The sequence below is a fragment of the Chryseobacterium mulctrae genome, assembly GCF_006175945.1.
Lineage (GTDB): Bacteria > Bacteroidota > Bacteroidia > Flavobacteriales > Weeksellaceae > Chryseobacterium > Chryseobacterium mulctrae.
Genome location: NZ_VAJL01000001.1, coordinates 845,884 through 867,878 on the forward strand (window position 1 = coordinate 845,884; position 21,995 = coordinate 867,878).

The following is a 21,995-nucleotide window of genomic DNA, read 5'->3' on the forward strand; positions in this document are numbered from 1 at the left end:
TAATTCGTAACTTTCCATCTTTAAAATTGATAAAAAAATGACTTCAAAGGAAAAAGTAGCTGCGCTTCGTGAAGAAATGCAGAAAAATAATGTTGATGCATTTATAGTATATTCTGCAGATCCTCACATGAGCGAATATTTACCTGAAGAATGGCAAGAAAGAGCCTGGCTTTCAGGTTTTCTCGGTTCTGCAGGTTTCGTGGTAATTACTAAAGATAAAGCTGGACTTTGGACAGACGGAAGATATTTCACTCAGGCTCCAATTGAATTGGCTGGTTCAGGAATCGACCTTTTCAAAGACGGAATGGAAGGAACACCCAATTATATCGATTGGATTATCTCTGAAATTCCAGCCAACGGAAAAGTGGCAGTTAATGCTTTGGCAACATCCCATTCAAACTGGGAACTTTTATACCAAAAACTGAACGCAAAAAATTTAACTTTAGTAGATTCTCCTTTATTAAAAGAAGTCTGGAAAGAAAGAGGCACTCCTTCAAAAAATCCAATTTTTGTACATCCGCTTGACAGAGCAGGAAAATCTGTTACCGATAAAATTTCTGCAATCCGTCAGAAAATGGAAGAGCAGGAAGTTACTGTTCATGTGATCTCAAGTCTTGATGATGTTGCATGGACCTTGAATTTAAGAGGAAGTGATGTAGAAAGCAATCCTGTGTTTTTAGGATATATTTTAATTACTAAAAATGATGCGATCTTGTTTACAGACCTTGAAAAAATGGAGGTTGAAGCAAGAAAACAAATGGATGAATCATTCGTGAAAATGATGCCTTACGAAGAATTCTACAATCATCTTAGAACGATTAAAAACGAAAACGTTTTAGTCTCACCAAACAGCAACCAATCGATTTTTGAAGCTTTAAAAATTGACAATAAATTTGTAAAAGCTGCTGTTCCGGGAAATCTGATGAAAGCTCAAAAAAACGAAACTGAATTGGAAGGTTTCAGAAAAGTAATGGTAAGAGACGGTGTTGCGATGGTAAAATTCCTTTACTGGTTAACGCACAATGCAGGAAAAGAAACCATGAACGAATATTCTATCGGTAAAAAGCTGAGAGAATTCCGTGCTGCAGGCGAAAATTTTGTAGGTGAAAGTTTTGGAAGTATCATTGGATATAAAGATAACGGCGCAATGATGCACTATTCTGCAAAAAGCGAAGGAAGCAAAGAAGTGACCAATGACGCAAGTATTTTGGTTGATTCTGGAGGTCAATATTTAGAAGGAACAACAGATATTACAAGAACTTTAGCTTTGGGAGCTGTTTCTGAAGAATTTAAAACCAACTCTACTCTGGTTTTACAAGGAATGATCCGTTTATCGATGGTAAAATTTCCAAAAGGAACAAGAGGAGTTCAGTTGGATGCGATCGCAAGACTTCCTTTATGGATGCACGGAAAAGACTACAATCACGGAACAGGTCATGGAGTTGGAAGTTTTATGAACGTTCACGAAGGTCCTCAAAATATCAGAAAAGATATGAATCCGCAGGAACTTTTGGTTGGAATGGTCGTTTCAAATGAGCCGGGATATTATTTGGAAGGCGATTATGGAATCCGTCATGAAAACCTGATTGCCGTAAAAGAATCTGAAACTACAATTCACGGTACATTTTACGAGTTTGAAACATTAACGTTCTGCCCGTTCTTTAAAAATGATATTGTAAAAGAAATTCTTTCTGAAGATGAAATCAACTGGTTAAATTCTTATCATAAAACGTGTGAAGAAAAATTGGCTCCACATTTGGAAGGCGAAGTGAAAGAGTGGTTTTTATCACTTGTGAGCCCGTTTTAAAAGAATAAATTATCAATTATTCTGATATAAATTATACTAGTCGTCCTGCAAATTTCTTTGCAGGACGATTTTTCATTTTACGCAACCGTATTTTTACGGTATTATTTATGAGGAATATCCTGAAGGAAAATAAATTCTTATCAGCTATTTTTGTGCAAGCAAAACCGATCACAGTTATATACTAAAAAACTAATATCCTTTAACGTTATCTCTATTTAATAGAGGTGACGTTTTTTTATTAGTGCGAATCTTTACTTAAATTTGTTACAATTAATAACCTAATTTATTTACGAAATGATTCGGCAGTTCTTTCAAAGTTTCAACCTTTTTTCTGAAAATGAAATAGATCATCTTTTGACTTTTTTTAAAGAAAGAACGCTTGCCAAAAATGATTTCTTTGTGAAAGAAAACGAAAGATGCAGGGAAATCGCTTTTATACAATCAGGAATCTTCAGATCTTATTATACTTCGCATGAAGGAAAAGACAATACCTATTGCTTTAGATTTCCTAATGATTTGATGGCTTCTTATTCGTCATTTATTTCCGACAAACCAAGCATAGAAAATCTGCAGGCTATTACAGCAGCTACTCTACTCGTCATTAAGAAAGAAAAAATTCAGGAACTTGCATCTGAAAATCCGGATTGGAGCGAATTTCTCAGAATGATTGCCGAACAGGAATATCTGGAACTTGAAAAACGTTTTTTCCAGCTTCAACGGGATGATGCAGCTCAGAGATATGCCTTTCTAATTGAAAATCAACCGGATTATATCCAAAAAATTCCTCTGCAATATTTAGCATCTTATTTAGGCATTACCCAAAGACATTTAAGTCGCATCAGGAAAGAAATTTCTTTTTAGACATTTGTCCTTTTCATTGATACGTATGATGCATAATTTTGTATGAAAGAATCAGAGTATTCAAATAATTAAATCATGAAAAAAATCGCATTGATCAACGGGCACCCCAATCAAGAATCATTTAATTTCGCTTTAGCCGAAGCTTATAAAAAAGGAGCAGAAAATTCAGCAGCAGAAATAAAGGAGATCATTATCCGCGATCTTGATTTCAATCCTAATCTACAATTTGGTTATCAAAAAAGAATGGAATTAGAACCCGATTTAATAAAAGCCTGGGAAATTATACAATGGGCAGATCATTTGGTTTGGGTACATCCAGTTTGGTGGGGCGGACTTCCTGCGGTTACAAAAGGTTTTATCGACCGTCTTTTTCTTCCCGGTTTATCATTTAAATATCGTGAAAATTCAGTTTGGTGGGATAAGCTTCTTACCGGAAAAACCGCACATATCATTACAACTTTAGATCAACCAAGTTGGTATTACAGGATATTTTATGGAAGACCAAGTATCAATCAGCTCAAAAAATCAACCTTAGAATTTTGTGGAATAAAACCTGTAAAAGTTACTTATATAGGAATTATTAAAAACGCAAAAGAAGAGCAACGCAAAAAATGGATTGAAAAAGTATATTCACTGGGTGAAAAGCTTAAATAAAATAGTTTTAGGTAAAATTTAATCCGAAAAAATATGTTTGCAAATGAGCATAAAAAATTTTCATTTAAAACCGTAAATTTGCAAAATGAATCATGACACTATCTGCGCACTTGCTACAGCCAACGGAATCGGAGCCATCGGAATTATCAGAATTTCCGGGGATGATGCAATTTCTGTTTCAGCTAAAATCTTTGACGGTAAAAATCTTGAAAAAGTGCAGTCGCACACCGTTCATTACGGATTTATAAAAGATGGCGATGAGGTAATTGACGAAGTAATGATCTCTGTTTTTAAAGCTCCGAAAACCTTTACCGCTGAAGATTCTGTAGAAATTTCTTTTCACGGTTCACCACATATTGCAAAAAAAATTCTTGAAGTTTTAATTAAAAACGGAGCAAGAATGGCAAAAGCCGGTGAATTTACAATGCGTGCGTTCATGAATGGAAGAATTGATTTAAGCCAGGCTGAATCGATTGCTGATTTGATCGTTTCAGAAAATGAAGCTTCAAGAAAAGTAGCACTAAACCAACTAAAAGGTGGAATCACCAACGAAATTTCTTTTCTAAGAACCGATTTATTAAATTTTGTTTCTTTAATCGAATTAGAACTTGATTTTGCTGAAGAAGATGTAGAATTTGCAGACAGAAGCGCTCTGAATCAATTGCTTGATAAAATTGAAACTAAATTAAATTCTCTTATTGAAAGTTTTCAATACGGAAATGCTATTAAAAATGGAACTGCCGTTGCGATTATTGGAAAACCAAACGCAGGAAAATCTACCCTTCTCAACGCTTTGCTAAAAGAAGAAAGAGCAATTGTGAGCAATATTGCCGGAACGACGAGAGATACCATTGAAGAAATACTTCACATAAAAGGTCATGCATTCAGATTAATTGATACTGCCGGTTTACGTGAAACTGCCGATGAAATCGAAGCAATCGGTGTAAAAAAAGCAAAAGAAAAAGTAGAAAATGCCAACATTCTTGTTTACCTTGCCGATGCAGCCACAGAAAACTTTTCTGAAGACATCGAGATGATAAAATCTTTGCAAAGAGATGATTTAAAATTGATTATCTGCGCAACAAAAATAGATGAAGTTTCTCCTTCTCAATATGAACTAGTCGAAAATATTTTCCGAAAGGAAATTTCACAAGATTTTGATTTCATTACCATTTCGGCAGTTGAAAATCAAAATATGCAAGATTTAAAAGACGAACTATCGTCTTACGTAGAACAGCTAAAATCTGAAGAAAGCAACGTGATCATCACCAACCAACGTCACTATGAAGCTTTAGAAAAATCTTTGGATGCAGTGAATAAAGTGAAAGAAGCCATTACTTTTCAAATTTCAACAGAGCTTTTAGCTTATGAGTTGAGAAATGCGTTAGAACATCTCGGAGAAATTTCAGGTGAAGTGACGAATGATGAAGTGTTGGGGAATATTTTTTCTAAGTTTTGTATCGGGAAATAAATTAGCTTTTCTTTGATTTCTTTTTCTGCCTTTTAGTTGACTATCAGATATTTATATAATTTTTATTTTCTCTTTTTGGAGTTTATTTATATATTTGTACACCTGGTGTACACCTTGAGCTACTAAAATTAGCCACGAGGTGTACAAATGTACACCTCAAATAAAATGTATGAATATCACTTTAAAACAGAAAAATTTAGCTGATGGAAGGATTAGTCTTTTCATTGAGTATTACAAAGGTTCTTCCACCAATGTACAAGGAAAAAGAATTCATTTGCGGGATTTTGAGTACTTGAAACTATATTTGCACCCCGAACCTAAAACGCCTAAGGAAAAAAAAGAAAATAAAGAAGCTATGGCTCTTGCCGAAAGTATTTTGGCAATCAAAAAAGCTGAATATGTCCAAGGACGTTACGACTTAAAAGATACGGTGAAAAGTAAAAGAACTTTTTTAACATATTTTGAAGAGTTGACAGATGAAAAACGATTGCAGGATTCTTCTAATAATTACGGCAACTGGTATTCTACTTTGCAACATTTAAAAAAAATCGTTTCAAAGAATATGACTTTCGATGAAATTGATGAAAAGTTTGTCAAAAAAGTTCACCGATATTTTGAAAAGGACGCTCTCACCAGAAGTGAAATTCCACTTTCTCAAAATTCAAAATATTCATATTTCAATAAATTTAAGGCTGCACTTCGAAATGCTTTTGATAATGGATATTTGACAGTAAATTATGCTTCAAAAATAAAATCATTTGAGCAGGCTGAAAGCCAAAGGGAATATCTGATTTTTGACGAACTACAACGATTAGCAAAAGCGGAATGTAAATATCCGGTTTTGAAAAAAGCTTTTCTTTTTTCGTGTTTATCCGGATTACGTTGGTCGGATATAAATACTTTGATTTGGAAAGAAGTTCGTGATGAAGGTGATATTTCTAGAGTCAATTTCAGACAAGAAAAAACAGAGGGTGTAGAATATCTCTATATTTCAAAACAAGCCAGAGAATTGTTGGGTGAAAGACAAGATCCGCAAGAAAGAGTTTTCAAGGGCTTAAAATATGGAATGACCTACAATACTGAAATTATCCGCTGGTGCAATCGTGCTGCGGTTCCGAAACATATTACATTTCATTCAGCTCGACATACGAATGCTGTCTTACTTCTGGAAAATGGTGCAGATATTTATACAGTTTCCAAAAGATTAGGACATAGAGAATTGAGAACGACGCAGATTTATGCTAAAATTGTGGATAGCAAAATGAAAGAAGCCGCTGAGATTATCCCAGAACTAAATATCGAACTGTAAAAAATATATTTTTAGGTAGAGTAATATTTTAGTTAGTAAAATTGTACTGAATCTATTTTAATCCAGATTATTCTTATTTAGACTTTTGAAATTCCAGATTAATCCATATTATTCTTATTTCGCCTTTAAGTGTTTGACTCTATTGTTTTTATGATTTTCTATGATGACTTTTGCTTCATTAAATTTGTTAAACGAAAGCAATGGAAAATAACGAAATCATTCTGCACAAACTCAACCGAATTGAAAAACATATTTTCGGTTTAAAGGAAATTCTCAACGTCGAAGAACTTGCAGATTATACGGGATTCAAGAAATCCTACATCTACAAATTAGTTCATTCGCACAGTATTCCTTTTTCTAAGCCCAACGGGAAAGTTCTATTTTTTGAACGCAAAAAAATTGACGAATGGTTGTTAAAAAACAGCCATAAATCAAATGATGAAATTCAACAAGAAGCGATAGAATTTTCTTTACGCAAAAAATAAAGCCTAACTATAGCAGTAGTTAGGCTTAAAATCTTTGTTTTACTTGGAAGTAAAGTACAAATATAATAATTATTTGTTTCTATTTCCACAATACCCAGATGTTTTTATGGAAGAGAAAAATACTCTGTATCAAAATGGTACAGAAGGCAAAACTATTTTTGATCGTACTCTAAATTATCTCAATTCGAAGTATTCATTAAGATTTAACACCATCTCTCTGGAGTTTGAAATCAAACTGATTCAAGATAAAAAATGGACAGATTTAAATTTAAACTCATTGTATATAGAGCTTATTCAATCTGGAATTAATATACCGATTAATAAGTTGGAGATCTTAGTCAGAAGCCATTTGATAGAACAGTATAATCCTATTTCAGAATATATTGAAAGTTTGGAGGATTGGGATGGCGAAGATCATATCTCAAAATTATGCAGTTATGTGAAGACTAACGATGATGAAAAATTTTTGTATCACGTTGAAAAGTGGTTTACAAGAGCGGTCTTTTGTGCTTTAGAAAAAGAGAAAATCAATAAACATTGTTTGGTCTTGGCAAATACCATTCAGAATAGTGGAAAGTCAACATTCTTAAGATTTTTTATTCCTAAAAAACTAACGAATTACCTTTCGGAAGATATTGGTTTGGATAAAGATAGCAGAATAAAATTGTGCAAAAATTTGATTGTCAATTTAGATGAACTTTCGGTTTTGGCAAAAGCTGACATCAATTCTTTGAAAGCGATGATCTCAAAAACGCATATCAACGAAAGATTGCCTTATGCCAGGAAAGCTGAATATCTGGAAAGAATTTGCAGTTTTGTTGGTTCTACCAACAAAACGGACTTTCTAACAGACGAATCAGGAAGTGTTCGTTGGATTATTTTTGAAGTCATCGAGAAAATCAACTTCAATTATTCATCTGAAATTGATATTGATAAAGTTTGGTCTCAAGCTTATTTCAACGCTTATAAACGAGAAAATTACAATCCTGAACTCACTTTAGCAGATATTTCCGAAAACGAAAAACGCAATGAACGCTTCACTCAAATGACTTTAGAACAGGAAATGGTAAGTAAGTTCTATGAAGCATCTGACAATCTAGAAGAATTTAAAACCGCCACAGAAGTGATAATTGATCTCAATTCTCACGGAATTCGCCTCAACCATTTGAAAATCGGAAGAGCTTTATCGTCTTTCAAATTTCCCAGAGTTAAACATCCGCAAAGACAAATTTACGGTTACCTCATTCGATCGAAAATCGCAAATTAATTTTAATAATACATAATCATTTACCTACTTACCTAAAAGTTTTAAATATTTGAAAACCAATTTATTATTAAGGTAGGTCCAGTTGTTTAAATCTACTTGAACTTACCTATAAAAGAAAATTCTGGTAAGTAGGTGATTTAAGGTAGCTGAATAATTGGATTTATTATTTTGATTATCAAGATTTTGGTAATTAGGTAAGTCTTTTAAACAAAAATCACAGAAAAATTAAAAAATGAACTGCAAACAATTTAATACAATCCCGTTGGAAGAAGTCCTCCTTTCTCTCGGACACCTTCCCACGAAACAATCAAAAAAAGAAGCGTGGTTTCTCAATCCATTTGCCAAAGAGAACCACGCCTCTTTTAAAATTAATAAAAGTCTAAACTATTGGTATTTGTACTCTGAAGGAATCGGCGGAAAAAATATCGATTTTATGAAAAGATATTTGAATGCATCAGTAAGTGAAGTTTTACTTTGGGCAGAAAATCAGAATTTCTCTTCTTTTCATCAGCAAAATCTTTCTAATCGTAAATTAGAAAATCCTTCTAAAAATTATAAAATCATTGAAATTAAAAATGTTCAGCATCCTGGACTTTTAGAATATTTGAATGAGAGAAAAGTGGGAAATCATACCCAATTTTTACACGAAATTCATTACCGAATGAACGATAAAAACTATTTCGGAATTGGCTTCAAAAACGATTCTGGCGGTTACGAAATTCGCAATAAGTACTCCAAAATTTGTTTAGGCAAAAAAGATATTTCAACAATTAAAAACGATTCAAATTCAGTTAGGATTTTCGAAGGTTTTTTCGATTTTGTTTCATTTAAAAATTTAGAAAATGAATTAAAAAAAGAACCTTCTGATTATCTCATTTTGAATTCTGTTTCGATGATTCATAATATTAAAAGTTCACTAGGAAAATATGAAAAAGTGGGGCTTTATTTAGATAATGATGAAGCTGGAAATCGTGCTGTTGAAATCATTAGTAGTGAAATACAAAATGCGAAAGATTGTCGGGTTTTATATTCAGATTTTAAAGATTTGAATGAATACCTTAATCAACAAACCAGTGCAGTTGAAAACCAGTCTAAACCGAGATTTAAGCGATGAAAAATTCTAAAACTTTTGACGTAAACTTATTTGAAAAAATTTTTGATTTAAATTCAAAAAATAAAATTGGTGCAAATACCATAGCTGTTTTCACTTTTATCCTCTACAAATGTGAAGATCTGCGAAAGGAAATTGTATTATCAGACTATCAAATGGCAAGAGAACTGGGGCTTTCCAGACAAACGATTATTACTGCGAAAAATAAACTCAAACTTTTAGGACTTTTAGATTACAATAGAAATCGTGGTTTTCCGAATCGTTTCATTTTAAAAGTAAATGACTCACCAAACGTAATAGCAAAAACTGAAATAAAAGAAGATTTTATTAAAGAATTAGATCAGATTCTGGAGCCGGAAATTATTGTGAATAATTCAAATTCCAAATATCCTAGCCTGAAACAGTTTATGGAATTTGCAAAAACTTTAAAAGACTATTCAGAAATGTTAGATGATCTATTGATTCAAAAATTTCACAAATGGGAAGAAGCAGATTGGAAAAATTCATTAGGAAGACCTATTTTGAATTGGCAATCTACTCTCGAAAAAAATATGAATACCCTTGATGTTTCACACTTTAATGGAAGTTCTTTGCTATCTAATCTTCCAATTATTAAAAGACCGAAACTAGACTAAAATCATCTATGACCACTAGTCTAAATTAAGGTAGACTAAAATATAATTTTTAATTTATGAAAACTATATAGCAAGATGTGTCTTTGTACGTACAAAATTTACATTTTGTACTACCAAGACTCTCTTGCCTTTTCCGCGAAAAGGGTGAAAAAACTTCGGAACTCGTTTTTTTTGTTTTAGAAATATTTTTTTTTAGGATAAAGAAATATGAATTTCGTACAGTTATATTGAAGATATTGCTGGTGAAAAGACAAAAAATATAGGAAGAAAATTAAATGATAAATCTTGAACAGGAATAATAAGTAGATACAACAGTGGATTAAAAACAATCCAAATAAAGCGAAAGGTTTGTTGAGATTTAAGGATGAAATTAAAAAGATCTTTTGATTGTCGATTTACTGTAGGTAGTATTTTAAGTTCTGTAGTAAGAAGTGGAGTTTATTCTATCTAAATTTGTGGTTATCAAAAAACAAAACATTCGTCAATCCAAAGAAAACTAAAGATAAAAATATTTGTAAGTACCAAACAATCAAACCATCAAAATAAATTTTATCACTACTAACCGACAAAAAAATATGAGGAGCCATCTGTTCAGGTAGCTCCTTTTTTCATATTTTAGTTTTACTACACACTAAAAATATGAGGACGGATTCAACTAGCAAGTGCAACATTATGCACAAATTTAAAAAATAAGTTTTTAGGCTCTTCAAAATTTAATGTTAATCTAGGTCTACGGTTGATTTTATATTGATATTCTTTTATTTTCTCATGGCTAACTTTCTCAAAATAAGTTCCTTTTGGAATATATTGCCTAATGAGTCCATTGGTATTTTCATTTAACCCCCTTTCCCACGATGAGTAAGGATGAGCGAAATAAAATTCACATTCCAGTTTTTTACTGATTTCTTCATGTCTTGAGAACTCCGTTCCATTGTCGCTTGTTATGGTTTTGATGCATCCTTTGTAAGGTAATAATAAATCAATCAAGGATTTAGACAGTTCTTTGGCATTCTTTCCTCGTAATTTTTTCATGAACAGGAATTTGGTTTTCCGCTCTACGACGGTAACGATAGCTCCTTTATGCTCCGCTCCAACGATTAAATCTACTTCAAAATGTCCAAATTCTTCATTAGTGAGTACTATTTCCGGTCTTTCATCTATAGATTTTTTATTTTTAATCACCTCTTTCTTCCCTGAAACAGGTCGTTTTCTATGTTTGAGTTGATGTCTCAAATGCGTATACAATGTACCTCCGTTCTTTTTGTCTTCCCGGATATATTGATAAATCCGTTCAATGCTTACCATTGGGATTTCGTGCTTCTGGCAGTAGCCCACAATTTGTTCCGGAGAACATTGTTCTTTGGTTAATTTATCATCTACAAAATCTCTAACAGGCTTGGTAAATCGCCTATTCTTGCAGAATCTCTCTTTTCTAATATCAGCAGACTCTTGAGCTTTGTGAGGGTCATAGCCTCCTCTTTTGCCCTGATTCCTCTTCAATTCTCTACCAATAGTACATTTTGCCACGCCGAGTTGTTCCGCGATAAAAGTTTGTGATTTTCCGCATTTAAGATACGCTTTAATTTCGCATCTTTGTGATAAAGTTAAATGTTTATATCCCATCGTTTTTTGTCGTTATTAAACGAAGATAAACATTTCTTTGAAGAGAGTTTGTCCCGGACATTCTCTCTTTTTCATTTCGGCTACGCCTTCATTCAAAAGAGAGAATATTCTTACTTAATTGTTGCACTTACTAATGGAATTTAAGAAGTGTTATCATGCCGGGAGTTTCCATAGGAAACAACTGTATTATCGGTTCTTTAAGCGTAGTAAGTTCTTCTGTTCCAGATAATTCGGTTTATGTTGGAAGTCCCGCGAAATTCATTTGTACTATTGATGAATATGGCGAACGATTGCTGACGAACAATGTGATGTATCCGCGAGAATTGGAACAAAACCGAAAAGCACTCGAAGATTATCTCCAAAAAAATCTTCCGCACACCTACAAACCTGTGAAAAATTCTACTCCACGCCCTTAACGCCAATTTTCAACATTCTTAGCGACAGTTCGCGGAAATCTCCCAACGTATTGTAAGCCGCATCTTCACTCAAAACACCGTGCGGGAAACCGACTGGAAATTTATTTTCGTTCGCCACTTCGAAATCTTTGCTCCATTCTTCGCTGTAGTAATAACTATAAAGTTTTTGGTAATTGGGTAGGTTCTCTTCCCATTTTTTCAATAGATTTTCCATTTCCTTGATCAACTGGTCGGTTTGGTTCAAGGCATTTTCCATCTCGGTGATTCTTTCAAGATCAATTTCCATTTCCATTAAAATTTGCTGCAAAAATAAAAATTTAAAAAAGACTAAACGTATATTTGATGAAAATTAAGTTTGCAAAGACGGTTTCCTTAGCATGAAAAAAAAGAAAATCCTCGTCCGAATCGGTTCTCTGCGTCATGGCGGCGCAGAAAAAGTTTTGGCGACTTTTCTTAAAAAACTTCCGGACGATAAATACGAAATTGATCTTCTACTGAATTTGTATTCCGGAAAATATCTGAGTGAAATCCCAGATTGGATTAATGTTATTTACCTGAACAAAGGCGAGATGATTACCACCAACCGGCTTCAGGATATTCCGGTAAAAGTTTTCCGCGTGATGTATCAGTTTGTTTTGTAGAAGTTTCCGAAACTGCTCTACTCCACGATTTTAAAGAATAAAAAATACGACATCGAATTTGCTGCAATCCACGGATTTCGCGATGAAATATTAAATTCGCCATTAAAGAATTCAAAAAAAATCGTCTGGATTCATAATGATTTACGCAAAACTCATTTTCACAACTACACCGACAACGAAATCCAGAAGTTTTTCGGTTTTGATAAAATAATGGTGATTTCCCAGCATATTCAGAAAGATTTTGAATCACTCGCAAAGAATGAGGATGAAAAGAGCCGGATTGTCCGCGTTTATAATCCATTGGATACTGAAGAAATTTTGCAAAAAGCCGGAAGAGAAAAGCAGGAAGTATCGAACGCAGTACCCGTTTTCGTCTCTGTAGGAACCGTTTTTCCGCAGAAACGTTTCGACAGATTGTTGAAAGTACATCAAAAACTTCTAGAAGAAGGATTTAATCACCAACTCAAAATTGTTGGTGATGGTTATGATTTTGAAAACATCAAAAAACTGAAATCTGATCTTGGTGTGGTCGATACTGCAGATATGACGGGCTTTACCGACAATCCTTATCCGCACTTTCGGAATGCGGATTTCTTTGTTCTGAGCTCGAGATATGAAGGTTTTCCGACGGTTTTATTTGAAGCAATTACTTTAAAAAAGAAAATTATCGCCACCGAAGTTTCGGGAGTTAGCGAAATGCTGGAAAACGGAAAATTAGGACTTATTGTAGAAAATTCCGAACAGGGAATTTATGATGGAATGAAAAAAGCACTTGAAAATCCCGAATCTTTCGACAAATACCTGGAAAATATGAAAGGTTACCAAATGCCATTTACCCTCGAAAAATCTGTGCAACACATTCAAAAAATCATCGATAATCTTTATTTTTGTCTTATGCAAAGTAATCACACTAGTATCCAGAAGGATTTTTATAGGGAAAGCGGAAATTGGCTGTCTCCTTTGCAAATTTGGGCAAAATGCATCAATCCCAACTTGCATTTTATCTATATCTTACGGAAAACCCAGCATTACAGGAAAAACTCTGTATTAGGAATGTTTTGGCGATTAGTTTTAAGGCATCATCAAATTAAATACGGCTTCCAAATCTATCCGGAAACACAAATTGGAGAGGGTTTTTATTTGGGACATTGGGGAAACGTAGTGATCAACCCAAAAGCGAAAATTGGAAAAAACTGCAACATCGCACAAGGCGTATCGATTGCCCAAGCCAACCGTGGAAAAAATGAGGGCGTTCCTGTAATTGGTGACGAAGTGTGGATTGGTCCAAACGCGGTGTTGGTGGGAAAAATATCAATTGGCAACAATGTTCTGATCGCACCGAACGCTTATGTGAATTTCGATATTCCTGATCATTCTGTGGTTATCGGCAATCCCGCAAGCATCAGTAGCAATACCAATGCTACAATGGGATACATTAATAATAAAATTTAATCACTACTAACCGACAAAAAAATATAAGGAGCCATCTGTTCAGGTAGCTCCTTTTTTCATACTTTAGTTTTACTACACACTAAAAATATGAGCCATAAAAATACAGAAAAGAATTTAGTCGGTCAGCCAATTTTCAAACAAATATTGCAATTTATCCCCCGCAACAAGTTTGATTTATTGGTTAACAAGCATCAATCAGACCGATATTATAAAACATTTGATTCGTGGACGCATTTGATGACGATGCTTTTCGGCATATTCAGCCGATGCGATTCTATGGGTGAAATATGCGATGGGATGCAAGGTTTGGCAGGGAAACTCAATTATTTGGGAATGGAAAAATCTCCCGCCAAGAGCACGGCAGGCTATGGGCTTCGGGGCAGGGACAATGAATTTTTCAAGGATGTCTATTTTATGTTATTGGAACATTTCAAGTCCGTTTTGTCGGTCAGCCGTATTGATAATGTTTCTTTTGCCAAGCTTTTCATCTTCGATTCCAGTACCATACGCTTGTTTTCAGACATTATGAAAGGAGTAGGCAGAAACCCCAAGAACGAAGGAAAGAAAAAAGGCGGACTGAAAGTACACATGATGACAGATGCCCACAGCGATACGCCTGAATTTGTGAAAATCAGCGAAGCTAAACTGCACGACAAAAATTTTCTTCAGTATTTGAATCTGGCAGCCCACAGCATGATTGTTTTTGACAGAGCTTACAATCATTACCTACAATTTGCCCATTGGACGGAGCAACAAGTCAATTTTGTGTGCAGATTGAAGAAAAATGCGGTATATCAAGTAGAGGAAGAACTCTTCAGACAAGAGTTGCAAGACGGAGAATCCAGTGTTTTGCTGGAAGAGCACGTTCATCTCATTTACAAAGAAGACAATAAGCAAAAGACTTTATGCCTCAGAAAAGTAAACTACAGGGATGATAAAGGGCGGATTTTTGAGTTTATCACCAATAATTTTGAAATCAGCCGGGAAGAAGTCGCTTTTTTGTACAAACTTCGTTGGAACATTGAACTATTGTTCAAAAAACTCAAACAAAACTTCCAGTTACATTATTTTTATTCCGAAACAGAAAACGGCATCAAAACCCAAATTTGGTGTACCCTGATTGCACAGCTACTGTTGCAAGTTCTACGTGTAAAATCAAAGAGCAAAAAGGCATTTTCTACCATTGCGGCACTCATCAGGATTCATTTAATCAGCCATCTGGAAATATTTTGGATGGTACAGAACAGCAGGAGAACTTACACGAAACAGAAAAAACGAAGAAAACCACCTTGGATACAGACAGAATTGTTCTGAAAAACAGAGAGGTGAGTTTTTGTATTCTTATAAAAACATATTGAAAAACAATGTTTTATGAAGGAATATTACTCATTTGTGTGTTTATCCGTTTGATAGTGAAATTTTATATTAGTGGTAGGAATAGTTTTGCGAAAGTTATATACATCAGATTGACGCAATGCGTAAATTTAGAAGTTAGTAGAAATTTAATCCAAAGATTATGTCAAGATACGAAGCACAAAGAAAACGAATTTTCAAAAAATACATTAATAATATCAATCTCTTAAAAGATAACCAATTAGTGTCAAGCAAAAAAGACAGTTACTTATGTCCACTTTGTCTAAAAAACTATATGTCAATGTATATCGATGAAAATAATTTCTTAACACTCGAAGATGCACCACCAAAATCTCTAGGTGGAAGAGCTAACACATTGACCTGTAAAAAGTGTAATAATGAAGCTGGGGAAAAAATTGATTTTCATCTTGCAGAAAGAATGAAGGAGTTAGACAATAAATTATTTCTTCCTAACACAGAATTTAAAGCCTTAACAAATATTGATGGTGTGACTTTAAGAACAACTATTTCAATTGATGAAAAGGGAGAAATGAGTATTTTCCACAGTGCAAAAAATAACAACCCTAAAATACTTAATCCCATAATGGAAAAAGTTGGAAAAGATAAAATCATTGATTTTAATTTTCTAAAAAGTAGAGTTATACCTGAAAATTTAGAATATTCGATATTAAAAACTGCATTTATAATACTTTTCCAAAAAACTGGATACTCATTAATAATTGATAAAAGTTACGACTTAATTAGAGAACAAATTTTTAATCCAGCCAAAAGAATTTATCCAGAGAATTTTTGGGGATACAACACCAATAAAATGAAACCAGGATTATATTTTGTGATGAATAAAGGCTTAGAATGTGTGATGATTGTTTTTGATTTAACTTCAGAAAAATCTAAAAGAAGTTTTACAGCACTTCTTCCATTACCTAATATAGAGTTGGACAAAATAATTACACAAATAAATAATACAATTTCTATCAGCAAGGAAATAGAATTAAAAATTTATGATGGAAACAATGATGATTACATTAATAACTTAAACTCAATAAATAAACTAATGAGCTGGGCATACAAAAGATAAAACTTCTGCTAATAACTAAGCTTTCGTCTTGTCCGCAGGACACGAGATGAAAGCCCGTTGAACGGAAGCTCCGGGAGCTTTTTTGGCCGTCTATGGAGTTTTCGATTTTAGGATTTAGGGTAACAAAGCAGTTTTTTGGAATGACTGCTTTTTTTTGTGGCATTTGGTAGCCTTTATGAGTGGTTTTCTGCAGGTTTTTCTTCGCTGCAGCATATAAATTCCCTTACCCGCAAAGGTTATTTTGCAGACAATGGTTGGATAACGAAAAGAAATTCCGGTGGCGGACCGCGCTGCCCGAAAACAGCTATAGTGACTAAGTTTCCTTCCTTGCAACTTCGACATTTCCGGAGCAAAGTTTTCGGTTTTGCTGCAGTAACTCTGATTTTCAAATCCGATTGCAGTGCCTGCAGTTTCCCACGCTTCCAGCTGCTGCTCAGGATGCCGTAATGCCGGATCCTTACAAATCTTTTCGGTAAAATATGCATCGAAAACCTCCGGACAAACTCCGTGTTTGCAAGAGTCATTTCCTTTTTTTCGCCGCCTTTGCGGTAATCTTTGTACTCAAAACGGACCTGCTGATCCGTCACTTCTTTTATGCGGTGATTGCTGATGGCGACTTTGTGAGTGTATCTCCCCAAGTACTCGATCACCTGTTTCGGGCCGCCAAAAGGCCGCTTGGCATATACGACCCAGTTCTTGGTGAAGAGTTTCTCCATTAAATCCCGGTCAGTAATTCCACAGGCTCTTAAGGAAGTCACAAACTTTGCCCGAAAGACTTTGCTCAGCGCTTTTACTGGAAACAGAAACTTATCCGTCCTTACTTTCTTTCTCCATTTTCCCTGCATCGTGAGACCACCTCCCGGCACAATGCAGTGCAGATGCGGATGAAGGCTCAGATTTTGTCCCCATGTGTGAAGTATGGCAATCATTCCCAACTGAAGGCCTTCGGTTTTGCCGAACTGGTTTAAAGTAGCCCAGGCGGCCTCAAATAAGGCTTTGTAAATGAGTTGGGGCTGGGATATTGCTAGCCCATTCAACTCCTCCGGCAGGGTAAAAACCACATGGTAATAGCTGCAGGGCAAGAGGTCCTGTTCGCGCTTTTGGATCCATTCTTCCTTTTTGTGTCCCTGACACTGCGGACAGTGCCGGTTACGGCAGGAGTTGTAGCTGATGGAAAGATTTCCGCAACCATCACACGTATCAATATGACCACCCAAGGCAGAAGTCCGGCAGTTGGACAATGCCCTAAGCGTCTTTTCCTGATGAACGCTGAAGTTTTGGGATGATAAATTGATTTTGCGAAGAACTTCTGCTACACTCGCACCTTTACTTCGGGCCTGCATTCCTGCTGCATAAAGTAAATACCGTATCCAAAGGACTGTGCGGTTTTTGGTCCGAGAGCTGGCACACATGAAGATATTCCATTGTACTTTCAATACGCTCATGACCCAGAAGTTTCTGTACCATGATGATCGGAACGCCGTCTTCCAAAAGGTGTGTGGCATAAGAATGCCGCAACGTGTGGGTGTGAACGTCTTTGGTGATGCCGGCTTTTTTAGAAATGGTTTTTATTACCCACTGCACACCGCGCTGGCTGTAGCGGGAATCGAAATCTTTGCTGGCAGACCGTGAAGCCCCTGTGCTGAGCGCATCAATCTCTTCAATATTCCTGTTATGGTTTCCATTGAATAAATACTGAACCGGATTCTCAATACTGATGAAGGTTTTCAGTCCCCGGATCAAATGTTCCGACAAGGGAACGTAACGGTCTTTGCTCCCTTTACCCTGAACAACATGCAACATCTTCCGGTCAAAATCCAGATGCTGAAGTTCGATATTCCTGACTTCCATACACCGCAGTCCACAGCCGTATATCAGACCGATGAGCAGTTTATGTTTCAGGAGTTCGGCACTCTGAAGCATACGCCAGATCTCTTCCCGACTCAGGATTACAGGAAGTTTCTTCACTTTAGCAATGGTGGGAAGGTGCAGAAAACTATAAGGCAAACCCTCAGTTTTCAGCAGGAACCGAAGACCGTATACAGTATGCTTAAAATACGATTGCGAAGGGGTTCTGCTCCGCCGCTGCAGTTCAAAAAGATAATCTTTGACCTGTTCAGGATCCAGTTCGGTGGGCAAAGTTCCAAAGTGAAGCGCCAGGGCCGCCACATGACGGGAATAATTATCAAAGGTTCTGGGGCTCCTGCCCAGGATAGAAATATTCCGCTCAAAGCGTTGCAGCAGTTCAGCAAAACCACTAACTTCGCTCGAGGCGCGGTTCAGAATTTTGTTTACCCTTAACTCCTCCGGAGATTTTTTTTTGTAGCCATTTTAAAGATTTTTTGTTGTTTTACCAAAGTTAATAAAACAGCGAAGGGAAAAGCTACCGGAGGTTTAGTTCAACATCGGTTTTGCGAAATGGCGAGTTAAGGGCAATATAGAAACTTTGATCATTTTTAGTCGCAACAGCATTTTATATTTCCTTTTTTCATATTTTAGCAAAAAGAAAATGCTTTTGCTACATTTAGCAAATATTGAAAGCTTCGTCTTTCTAATCCGCTCCTTCGCAAAGCCGCTAACCGTTAGCTGATATTTTATGACAGAACTCTTCATTAAAAATAAATTTATTCAATTTTTAAAATCAGATAAAAATTTTCCTGATGACTCTTTCTTATTGAATTATCACTATGTTGATAAAGGAGGTATAATCTATGCAGACTTAGCCATTTTAGATACAAAAACCAATAATTATATAGCATTAATAGATTTTAGAAACAATATTTCTAATGATGATATTGAAAATTATAATTTATATAAAAAAGTTTTGAGTCAAAAAGATGCTACATTCTATGTTGTAACACCGAATGAGACGAATGACGATTTTTCTATTTATACACTTTTCAATAGTGAATTGATAAATGTTAGCAAGGACGAATTTCCGAATTTTCAAACTTTAATTTCTAAACGAAAAGCCGATGAAAAAGCTGATTTAGAATCTATAATAGAAGAAGAAAAAAAAGAAAACATTAATAAGAAAAATGTTTTAACCACAACATTAGCAACTGCAATTGTTTCTCTTATAATTGCAATGCTTTTGACTCAAAGTTTGGACATCTTTAATTTTGATAATACTAAGACTAAGAAAGAAAATGATATTGTAAATTCAAATATTTATAAAGAACTTGAAAAGCTAAAATTTCAGCTGTCAATCATTGATTCAAAAAAGGATACTATTACTAAAACAGATATAGAAATCGAACAAATTAAGAAAAGATTAATAAATATTGAAAAATTAATAACTCAAGACCCTAAGAATATTCTTGAGTTACAAAAAATAGATAATCATTTTGAAAGATTAAATCAAATAATTGATAGAGAAAAGGAACTAAACAACCTTAAAGTAGAAAAGTTAGAAGATAAAATGAATACTTATTCTAATATCATTTTCTCGCTTTTAGTGACAATCATTGGAGCAATTTTAGGTTATTTATTTAGTAATTTTAAACCTAAGAAAAACATCAGCTAATAACTAAGCTTTCGTCTTGTCCGCAGGACACGAGATGAAAGCCCGTTGAACGGAAGCTCCGGGAGCTTTTTTGGCCGTCTATGGAGTTTTCGATTTTAGGATTTAGGGTAACAAAGCAGTTTTTTGGAATGACTGCTTTTTTTTGTGGCATTTGGTAGCCTTTATGAGTGGTTTTCTGCAGGTTTTTCTTCGCTGCAGCATATAAATTCCCTTACCCGCAAAGGTTATTTTGCAGACAATGGTTGGATAACGAAAAGAAATTCCGGTGGCGGACCGCGCTGCCCGAAAACAGCTATAGTGACTAAGTTTCCTTCCTTGCAACTTCGACATTTCCGGAGCAAAGTTTTCGGTTTTGCTGCAGTAACTCTGATTTTCAAATCCGATTACAGTGCCTGCAGTTTCCCACGCTTCCAGCTGCTGCTCAGGATGCCGTAATGCCGGATCCTTACAAATCTTTTCGGTAAAATATGCATCGAAAACCTCCGGACAAACTCCGTGTTTGCAAGAGTCATTTCCTTTTTTTCGCCGCCTTTGCGGTAATCTTTGTACTCAAAACGGACCTGCTGATCCGTCACTTCTTTTATGCGGTGATTGCTGATGGCGACTTTGTGAGTGTATCTCCCCAAGTACTCGATCACCTGTTTCGGGCCGCCAAAAGGCCGCTTGGCATATACGACCCAGTTCTTGGTGAAGAGTTTCTCCATTAAATCCCGGTCAGTAATTCCACAGGCTCTTAAGGAAGTCACAAACTTTGCCCGAAAGACTTTGCTCAGCGCTTTTACTGGAAACAGAAACTTATCCGTCCTTACTTTCTTTCTCCATTTTCCCTGCATCGTGAGACCACCTCCCGGCACAATGCAGTGCAGATGCGGATGAAGGCTCAGATTTTGTCCCCATGTGTGAAGTATGGCAATCATTCCCAACTGAAGGCCTTCGGTTTTGCCGAACTGGTTTAAAGTAGCCCAGGCGGCCTCAAATAAGGCTTTGTAAATGAGTTGGGGCTGGGATATTGCTAGCCCATTCAACTCCTCCGGCAGGGTAAAAACCACATGGTAATAGCTGCAGGGCAAGAGGTCCTGTTCGCGCTTTTGGATCCATTCTTCCTTTTTGTGTCCCTGACACTGCGGACAGTGCCGGTTACGGCAGGAGTTGTAGCTGATGGAAAGATTTCCGCAACCATCACACGTATCAATATGACCACCCAAGGCAGAAGTCCGGCAGTTGGACAATGCCCTAAGCGTCTTTTCCTGATGAACGCTGAAGTTTTGGGATGATAAATTGATTTTGCGAAGAACTTCTGCTACACTCGCACCTTTACTTCGGGCCTGCATTCCTGCTGCATAAAGTAAATACCGTATCCAAAGGACTGTGCGGTTTTTGGTCCGAGAGCTGGCACACATGAAGATATTCCATTGTACTTTCAATACGCTCATGACCCAGAAGTTTCTGTACCATGATGATCGGAACGCCGTCTTCCAAAAGGTGTGTGGCATAAGAATGCCGCAACGTGTGGGTGTGAACGTCTTTGGTGATGCCGGCTTTTTTAGAAATGGTTTTTATTACCCACTGCACACCGCGCTGGCTGTAGCGGGAATCGAAATCTTTGCTGGCAGACCGTGAAGCCCCTGTGCTGAGCGCATCAATCTCTTCAATATTCCTGTTATGGTTTCCATTGAATAAATACTGAACCGGATTCTCAATACTGATGAAGGTTTTCAGTCCCCGGATCAAATGTTCCGACAAGGGAACGTAACGGTCTTTGCTCCCTTTACCCTGAACAACATGCAACATCTTCCGGTCAAAATCCAGATGCTGAAGTTCGATATTCCTGACTTCCATACACCGCAGTCCACAGCCGTATATCAGACCGATGAGCAGTTTATGTTTCAGGAGTTCGGCACTCTGAAGCATACGCCAGATCTCTTCCCGACTCAGGATTACAGGAAGTTTCTTCACTTTAGCAATGGTGGGAAGGTGCAGAAAACTATAAGGCAAACCCTCAGTTTTCAGCAGGAACCGAAGACCGTATACAGTATGCTTAAAATACGATTGCGAAGGGGTTCTGCTCCGCCGCTGCAGTTCAAAAAGATAATCTTTGACCTGTTCAGGATCCAGTTCGGTGGGCAAAGTTCCAAAGTGAAGCGCCAGGGCCGCCACATGACGGGAATAATTATCAAAGGTTCTGGGGCTCCTGCCCAGGATAGAAATATTCCGCTCAAAGCGTTGCAGCAGTTCAGCAAAACCACTAACTTCGCTCGAGGCGCGGTTCAGAATTTTGTTTACCC

Annotated in this window: 19 protein-coding genes and 2 pseudogenes; 15 read left to right on the top strand and 6 right to left on the bottom strand. The window is 36.0% G+C overall.

Annotation, left to right across the window (positions count from 1 at the left end; all coding sequences use genetic code 11):
- The first annotated feature begins 37 nt into the window (after nucleotides 1-37).
- From FDY99_RS03675 to FDY99_RS03715, 9 genes are all read left to right on the top strand, one after another.
- Nucleotides 38-1,807, top strand: a complete 1,770-nt coding sequence (locus FDY99_RS03675; protein WP_139419257.1) for an aminopeptidase P family protein — start codon at nucleotides 38-40, stop codon at nucleotides 1,805-1,807.
- A gap of 294 nt (nucleotides 1,808-2,101) precedes the next feature.
- Complete coding sequence (locus FDY99_RS03680; RefSeq protein ID WP_139419260.1) at nucleotides 2,102-2,668, top strand: Crp/Fnr family transcriptional regulator; 567 nt, start codon at nucleotides 2,102-2,104, stop codon at nucleotides 2,666-2,668.
- Nucleotides 2,669-2,743: 75 nt separating this feature from the next.
- Entirely contained in the window at nucleotides 2,744-3,322 is a 579-nt protein-coding gene (locus tag FDY99_RS03685) for an NAD(P)H-dependent oxidoreductase (RefSeq protein ID WP_139419262.1), read from the top strand.
- 85 nt (nucleotides 3,323-3,407) lie between these two features.
- Nucleotides 3,408-4,793, top strand: a complete 1,386-nt coding sequence (gene mnmE, locus FDY99_RS03690) for a tRNA uridine-5-carboxymethylaminomethyl(34) synthesis GTPase MnmE (protein ID WP_139419264.1) — start codon at nucleotides 3,408-3,410, stop codon at nucleotides 4,791-4,793.
- A 169-nt stretch (nucleotides 4,794-4,962) separates the two neighbouring features.
- Nucleotides 4,963-6,102: a site-specific integrase gene (locus tag FDY99_RS03695; RefSeq protein ID WP_139419266.1), complete on the top strand. Its 1,140-nt coding sequence runs from the start codon at nucleotides 4,963-4,965 to the stop codon at nucleotides 6,100-6,102.
- Between the two features lie 200 nt (nucleotides 6,103-6,302).
- A complete protein-coding gene (locus FDY99_RS03700; protein ID WP_056222955.1) occupies nucleotides 6,303-6,587 on the top strand; it encodes a helix-turn-helix domain-containing protein in 285 nt (94 codons plus the stop codon).
- 43 nt (nucleotides 6,588-6,630) lie between these two features.
- Nucleotides 6,631-7,854 (top strand): virulence-associated E family protein, encoded by a 1,224-nt coding sequence (locus FDY99_RS03705; RefSeq protein WP_228448731.1) that lies wholly within the window; start codon nucleotides 6,631-6,633, stop codon nucleotides 7,852-7,854.
- Nucleotides 7,855-8,086: 232 nt separating this feature from the next.
- Nucleotides 8,087-8,968: a toprim domain-containing protein gene (locus FDY99_RS03710; protein WP_139419271.1), complete on the top strand. Its 882-nt coding sequence runs from the start codon at nucleotides 8,087-8,089 to the stop codon at nucleotides 8,966-8,968.
- Nucleotides 8,965-9,600, top strand: coding sequence for a hypothetical protein (locus tag FDY99_RS03715; RefSeq protein WP_139419273.1), 636 nt, complete (start codon nucleotides 8,965-8,967; stop codon nucleotides 9,598-9,600). Before FDY99_RS03710 ends, FDY99_RS03715 begins: the two co-directional genes overlap by 4 nt.
- Before the next feature lie 651 nt (nucleotides 9,601-10,251).
- On the opposite strand, the gene FDY99_RS03720 is transcribed toward FDY99_RS03715, so the two are convergent.
- Nucleotides 10,252-11,223: an IS30 family transposase gene (locus FDY99_RS03720; protein ID WP_139419275.1), complete on the bottom strand. Its 972-nt coding sequence runs from the start codon at nucleotides 11,221-11,223 to the stop codon at nucleotides 10,252-10,254.
- Between the two features lie 155 nt (nucleotides 11,224-11,378).
- Here FDY99_RS03720 and FDY99_RS03725 point away from each other — a divergent pair, with 155 nt between their 5' ends.
- Nucleotides 11,379-11,639, top strand: a complete 261-nt coding sequence (locus FDY99_RS03725) for a hypothetical protein (RefSeq protein ID WP_139419278.1) — start codon at nucleotides 11,379-11,381, stop codon at nucleotides 11,637-11,639.
- Here FDY99_RS03725 and FDY99_RS03730 read toward each other — a convergent pair.
- The gene (locus FDY99_RS03730; RefSeq protein ID WP_139419280.1) at nucleotides 11,623-11,946 is read right to left on the bottom strand and encodes a DUF4298 domain-containing protein; all 324 of its coding nucleotides are present in this window, start codon (nucleotides 11,944-11,946) and stop codon (nucleotides 11,623-11,625) included. The genes FDY99_RS03725 and FDY99_RS03730 overlap by 17 nt on opposite strands.
- 70 nt (nucleotides 11,947-12,016) lie before the next feature.
- On the opposite strand from FDY99_RS03730, the pseudogene FDY99_RS03735 reads away from it, so the two are divergent.
- The 4 genes and pseudogenes from FDY99_RS03735 to FDY99_RS03750 all read left to right on the top strand — a co-directional run.
- Nucleotides 12,017-13,159, top strand: a pseudogene (locus FDY99_RS03735) (glycosyltransferase); the annotation flags it as partial.
- 15 nt (nucleotides 13,160-13,174) lie between these two features.
- Nucleotides 13,175-13,732 (top strand): serine acetyltransferase, encoded by a 558-nt coding sequence (locus tag FDY99_RS03740; RefSeq protein ID WP_139423757.1) that lies wholly within the window; start codon nucleotides 13,175-13,177, stop codon nucleotides 13,730-13,732.
- 87 nt (nucleotides 13,733-13,819) lie between these two features.
- Entirely contained in the window at nucleotides 13,820-15,046 is a 1,227-nt protein-coding gene (locus FDY99_RS03745; RefSeq protein WP_139419282.1) for an IS4 family transposase, read from the top strand.
- Between the two features lie 202 nt (nucleotides 15,047-15,248).
- Nucleotides 15,249-16,184: an HNH endonuclease gene (locus tag FDY99_RS03750; RefSeq protein ID WP_139419284.1), complete on the top strand. Its 936-nt coding sequence runs from the start codon at nucleotides 15,249-15,251 to the stop codon at nucleotides 16,182-16,184.
- Between the two features lie 236 nt (nucleotides 16,185-16,420).
- Here FDY99_RS03750 and FDY99_RS03755 read toward each other — a convergent pair whose 3' ends face one another.
- Nucleotides 16,421-17,527, bottom strand: coding sequence for an IS91 family transposase (locus FDY99_RS03755; protein ID WP_079467321.1), 1,107 nt, complete (start codon nucleotides 17,525-17,527; stop codon nucleotides 16,421-16,423).
- On the bottom strand, nucleotides 17,511-18,353 hold the full coding sequence (locus tag FDY99_RS03760) for a tyrosine-type recombinase/integrase (RefSeq protein ID WP_079467322.1): 843 nt from the start codon (nucleotides 18,351-18,353) through the stop codon (nucleotides 17,511-17,513). The genes FDY99_RS03755 and FDY99_RS03760 overlap by 17 nt, the downstream gene beginning before the upstream one ends.
- 427 nt (nucleotides 18,354-18,780) lie before the next feature.
- On the opposite strand from FDY99_RS03760, the gene FDY99_RS03765 reads away from it, so the two are divergent.
- Nucleotides 18,781-19,710, top strand: coding sequence for a hypothetical protein (locus FDY99_RS03765; protein ID WP_139419287.1), 930 nt, complete (start codon nucleotides 18,781-18,783; stop codon nucleotides 19,708-19,710).
- 224 nt (nucleotides 19,711-19,934) lie between these two features.
- Here the strand turns inward: FDY99_RS03765 and FDY99_RS03770 are convergent.
- A pseudogene (locus tag FDY99_RS03770) lies at nucleotides 19,935-21,041 on the bottom strand (IS91 family transposase).
- Nucleotides 21,025-21,867: a tyrosine-type recombinase/integrase gene (locus tag FDY99_RS03775; protein ID WP_079467322.1), complete on the bottom strand. Its 843-nt coding sequence runs from the start codon at nucleotides 21,865-21,867 to the stop codon at nucleotides 21,025-21,027. The pseudogene FDY99_RS03770 and the gene FDY99_RS03775 overlap by 17 nt, the downstream one beginning before the upstream one ends.
- Between the last annotated feature and the right edge of the window lie 128 nt (nucleotides 21,868-21,995).

Excerpts from the sequence above, each read along its gene's own strand:
- FDY99_RS03700 (WP_056222955.1), top strand. The coding sequence starts at position 6,303 with ATGGAAAATAACGAAATCATTCTGCACAAACTCAACCGAATTGAAAAA.
- mnmE (WP_139419264.1), top strand. The coding sequence starts at position 3,408 with ATGAATCATGACACTATCTGCGCACTTGCTACAGCCAACGGAATCGGA.
- FDY99_RS03710 (WP_139419271.1), top strand. The coding sequence starts at position 8,087 with ATGAACTGCAAACAATTTAATACAATCCCGTTGGAAGAAGTCCTCCTT.
- FDY99_RS03680 (WP_139419260.1), top strand. The coding sequence starts at position 2,102 with ATGATTCGGCAGTTCTTTCAAAGTTTCAACCTTTTTTCTGAAAATGAA.
- FDY99_RS03745 (WP_139419282.1), top strand. The coding sequence starts at position 13,820 with ATGAGCCATAAAAATACAGAAAAGAATTTAGTCGGTCAGCCAATTTTC.
- FDY99_RS03725 (WP_139419278.1), top strand. The coding sequence starts at position 11,379 with ATGCCGGGAGTTTCCATAGGAAACAACTGTATTATCGGTTCTTTAAGC.
- FDY99_RS03740 (WP_139423757.1), top strand. The coding sequence starts at position 13,175 with ATGCAAAGTAATCACACTAGTATCCAGAAGGATTTTTATAGGGAAAGC.
- FDY99_RS03720 (WP_139419275.1), bottom strand. The coding sequence starts at position 11,223 with ATGGGATATAAACATTTAACTTTATCACAAAGATGCGAAATTAAAGCG.
- FDY99_RS03715 (WP_139419273.1), top strand. The coding sequence starts at position 8,965 with ATGAAAAATTCTAAAACTTTTGACGTAAACTTATTTGAAAAAATTTTT.
- FDY99_RS03755 (WP_079467321.1), bottom strand. The coding sequence starts at position 17,527 with ATGCAGGCCCGAAGTAAAGGTGCGAGTGTAGCAGAAGTTCTTCGCAAA.
- FDY99_RS03685 (WP_139419262.1), top strand. The coding sequence starts at position 2,744 with ATGAAAAAAATCGCATTGATCAACGGGCACCCCAATCAAGAATCATTT.
- FDY99_RS03765 (WP_139419287.1), top strand. The coding sequence starts at position 18,781 with ATGACAGAACTCTTCATTAAAAATAAATTTATTCAATTTTTAAAATCA.
- FDY99_RS03695 (WP_139419266.1), top strand. The coding sequence starts at position 4,963 with ATGAATATCACTTTAAAACAGAAAAATTTAGCTGATGGAAGGATTAGT.
- FDY99_RS03750 (WP_139419284.1), top strand. The coding sequence starts at position 15,249 with ATGTCAAGATACGAAGCACAAAGAAAACGAATTTTCAAAAAATACATT.
- FDY99_RS03675 (WP_139419257.1), top strand. The coding sequence starts at position 38 with ATGACTTCAAAGGAAAAAGTAGCTGCGCTTCGTGAAGAAATGCAGAAA.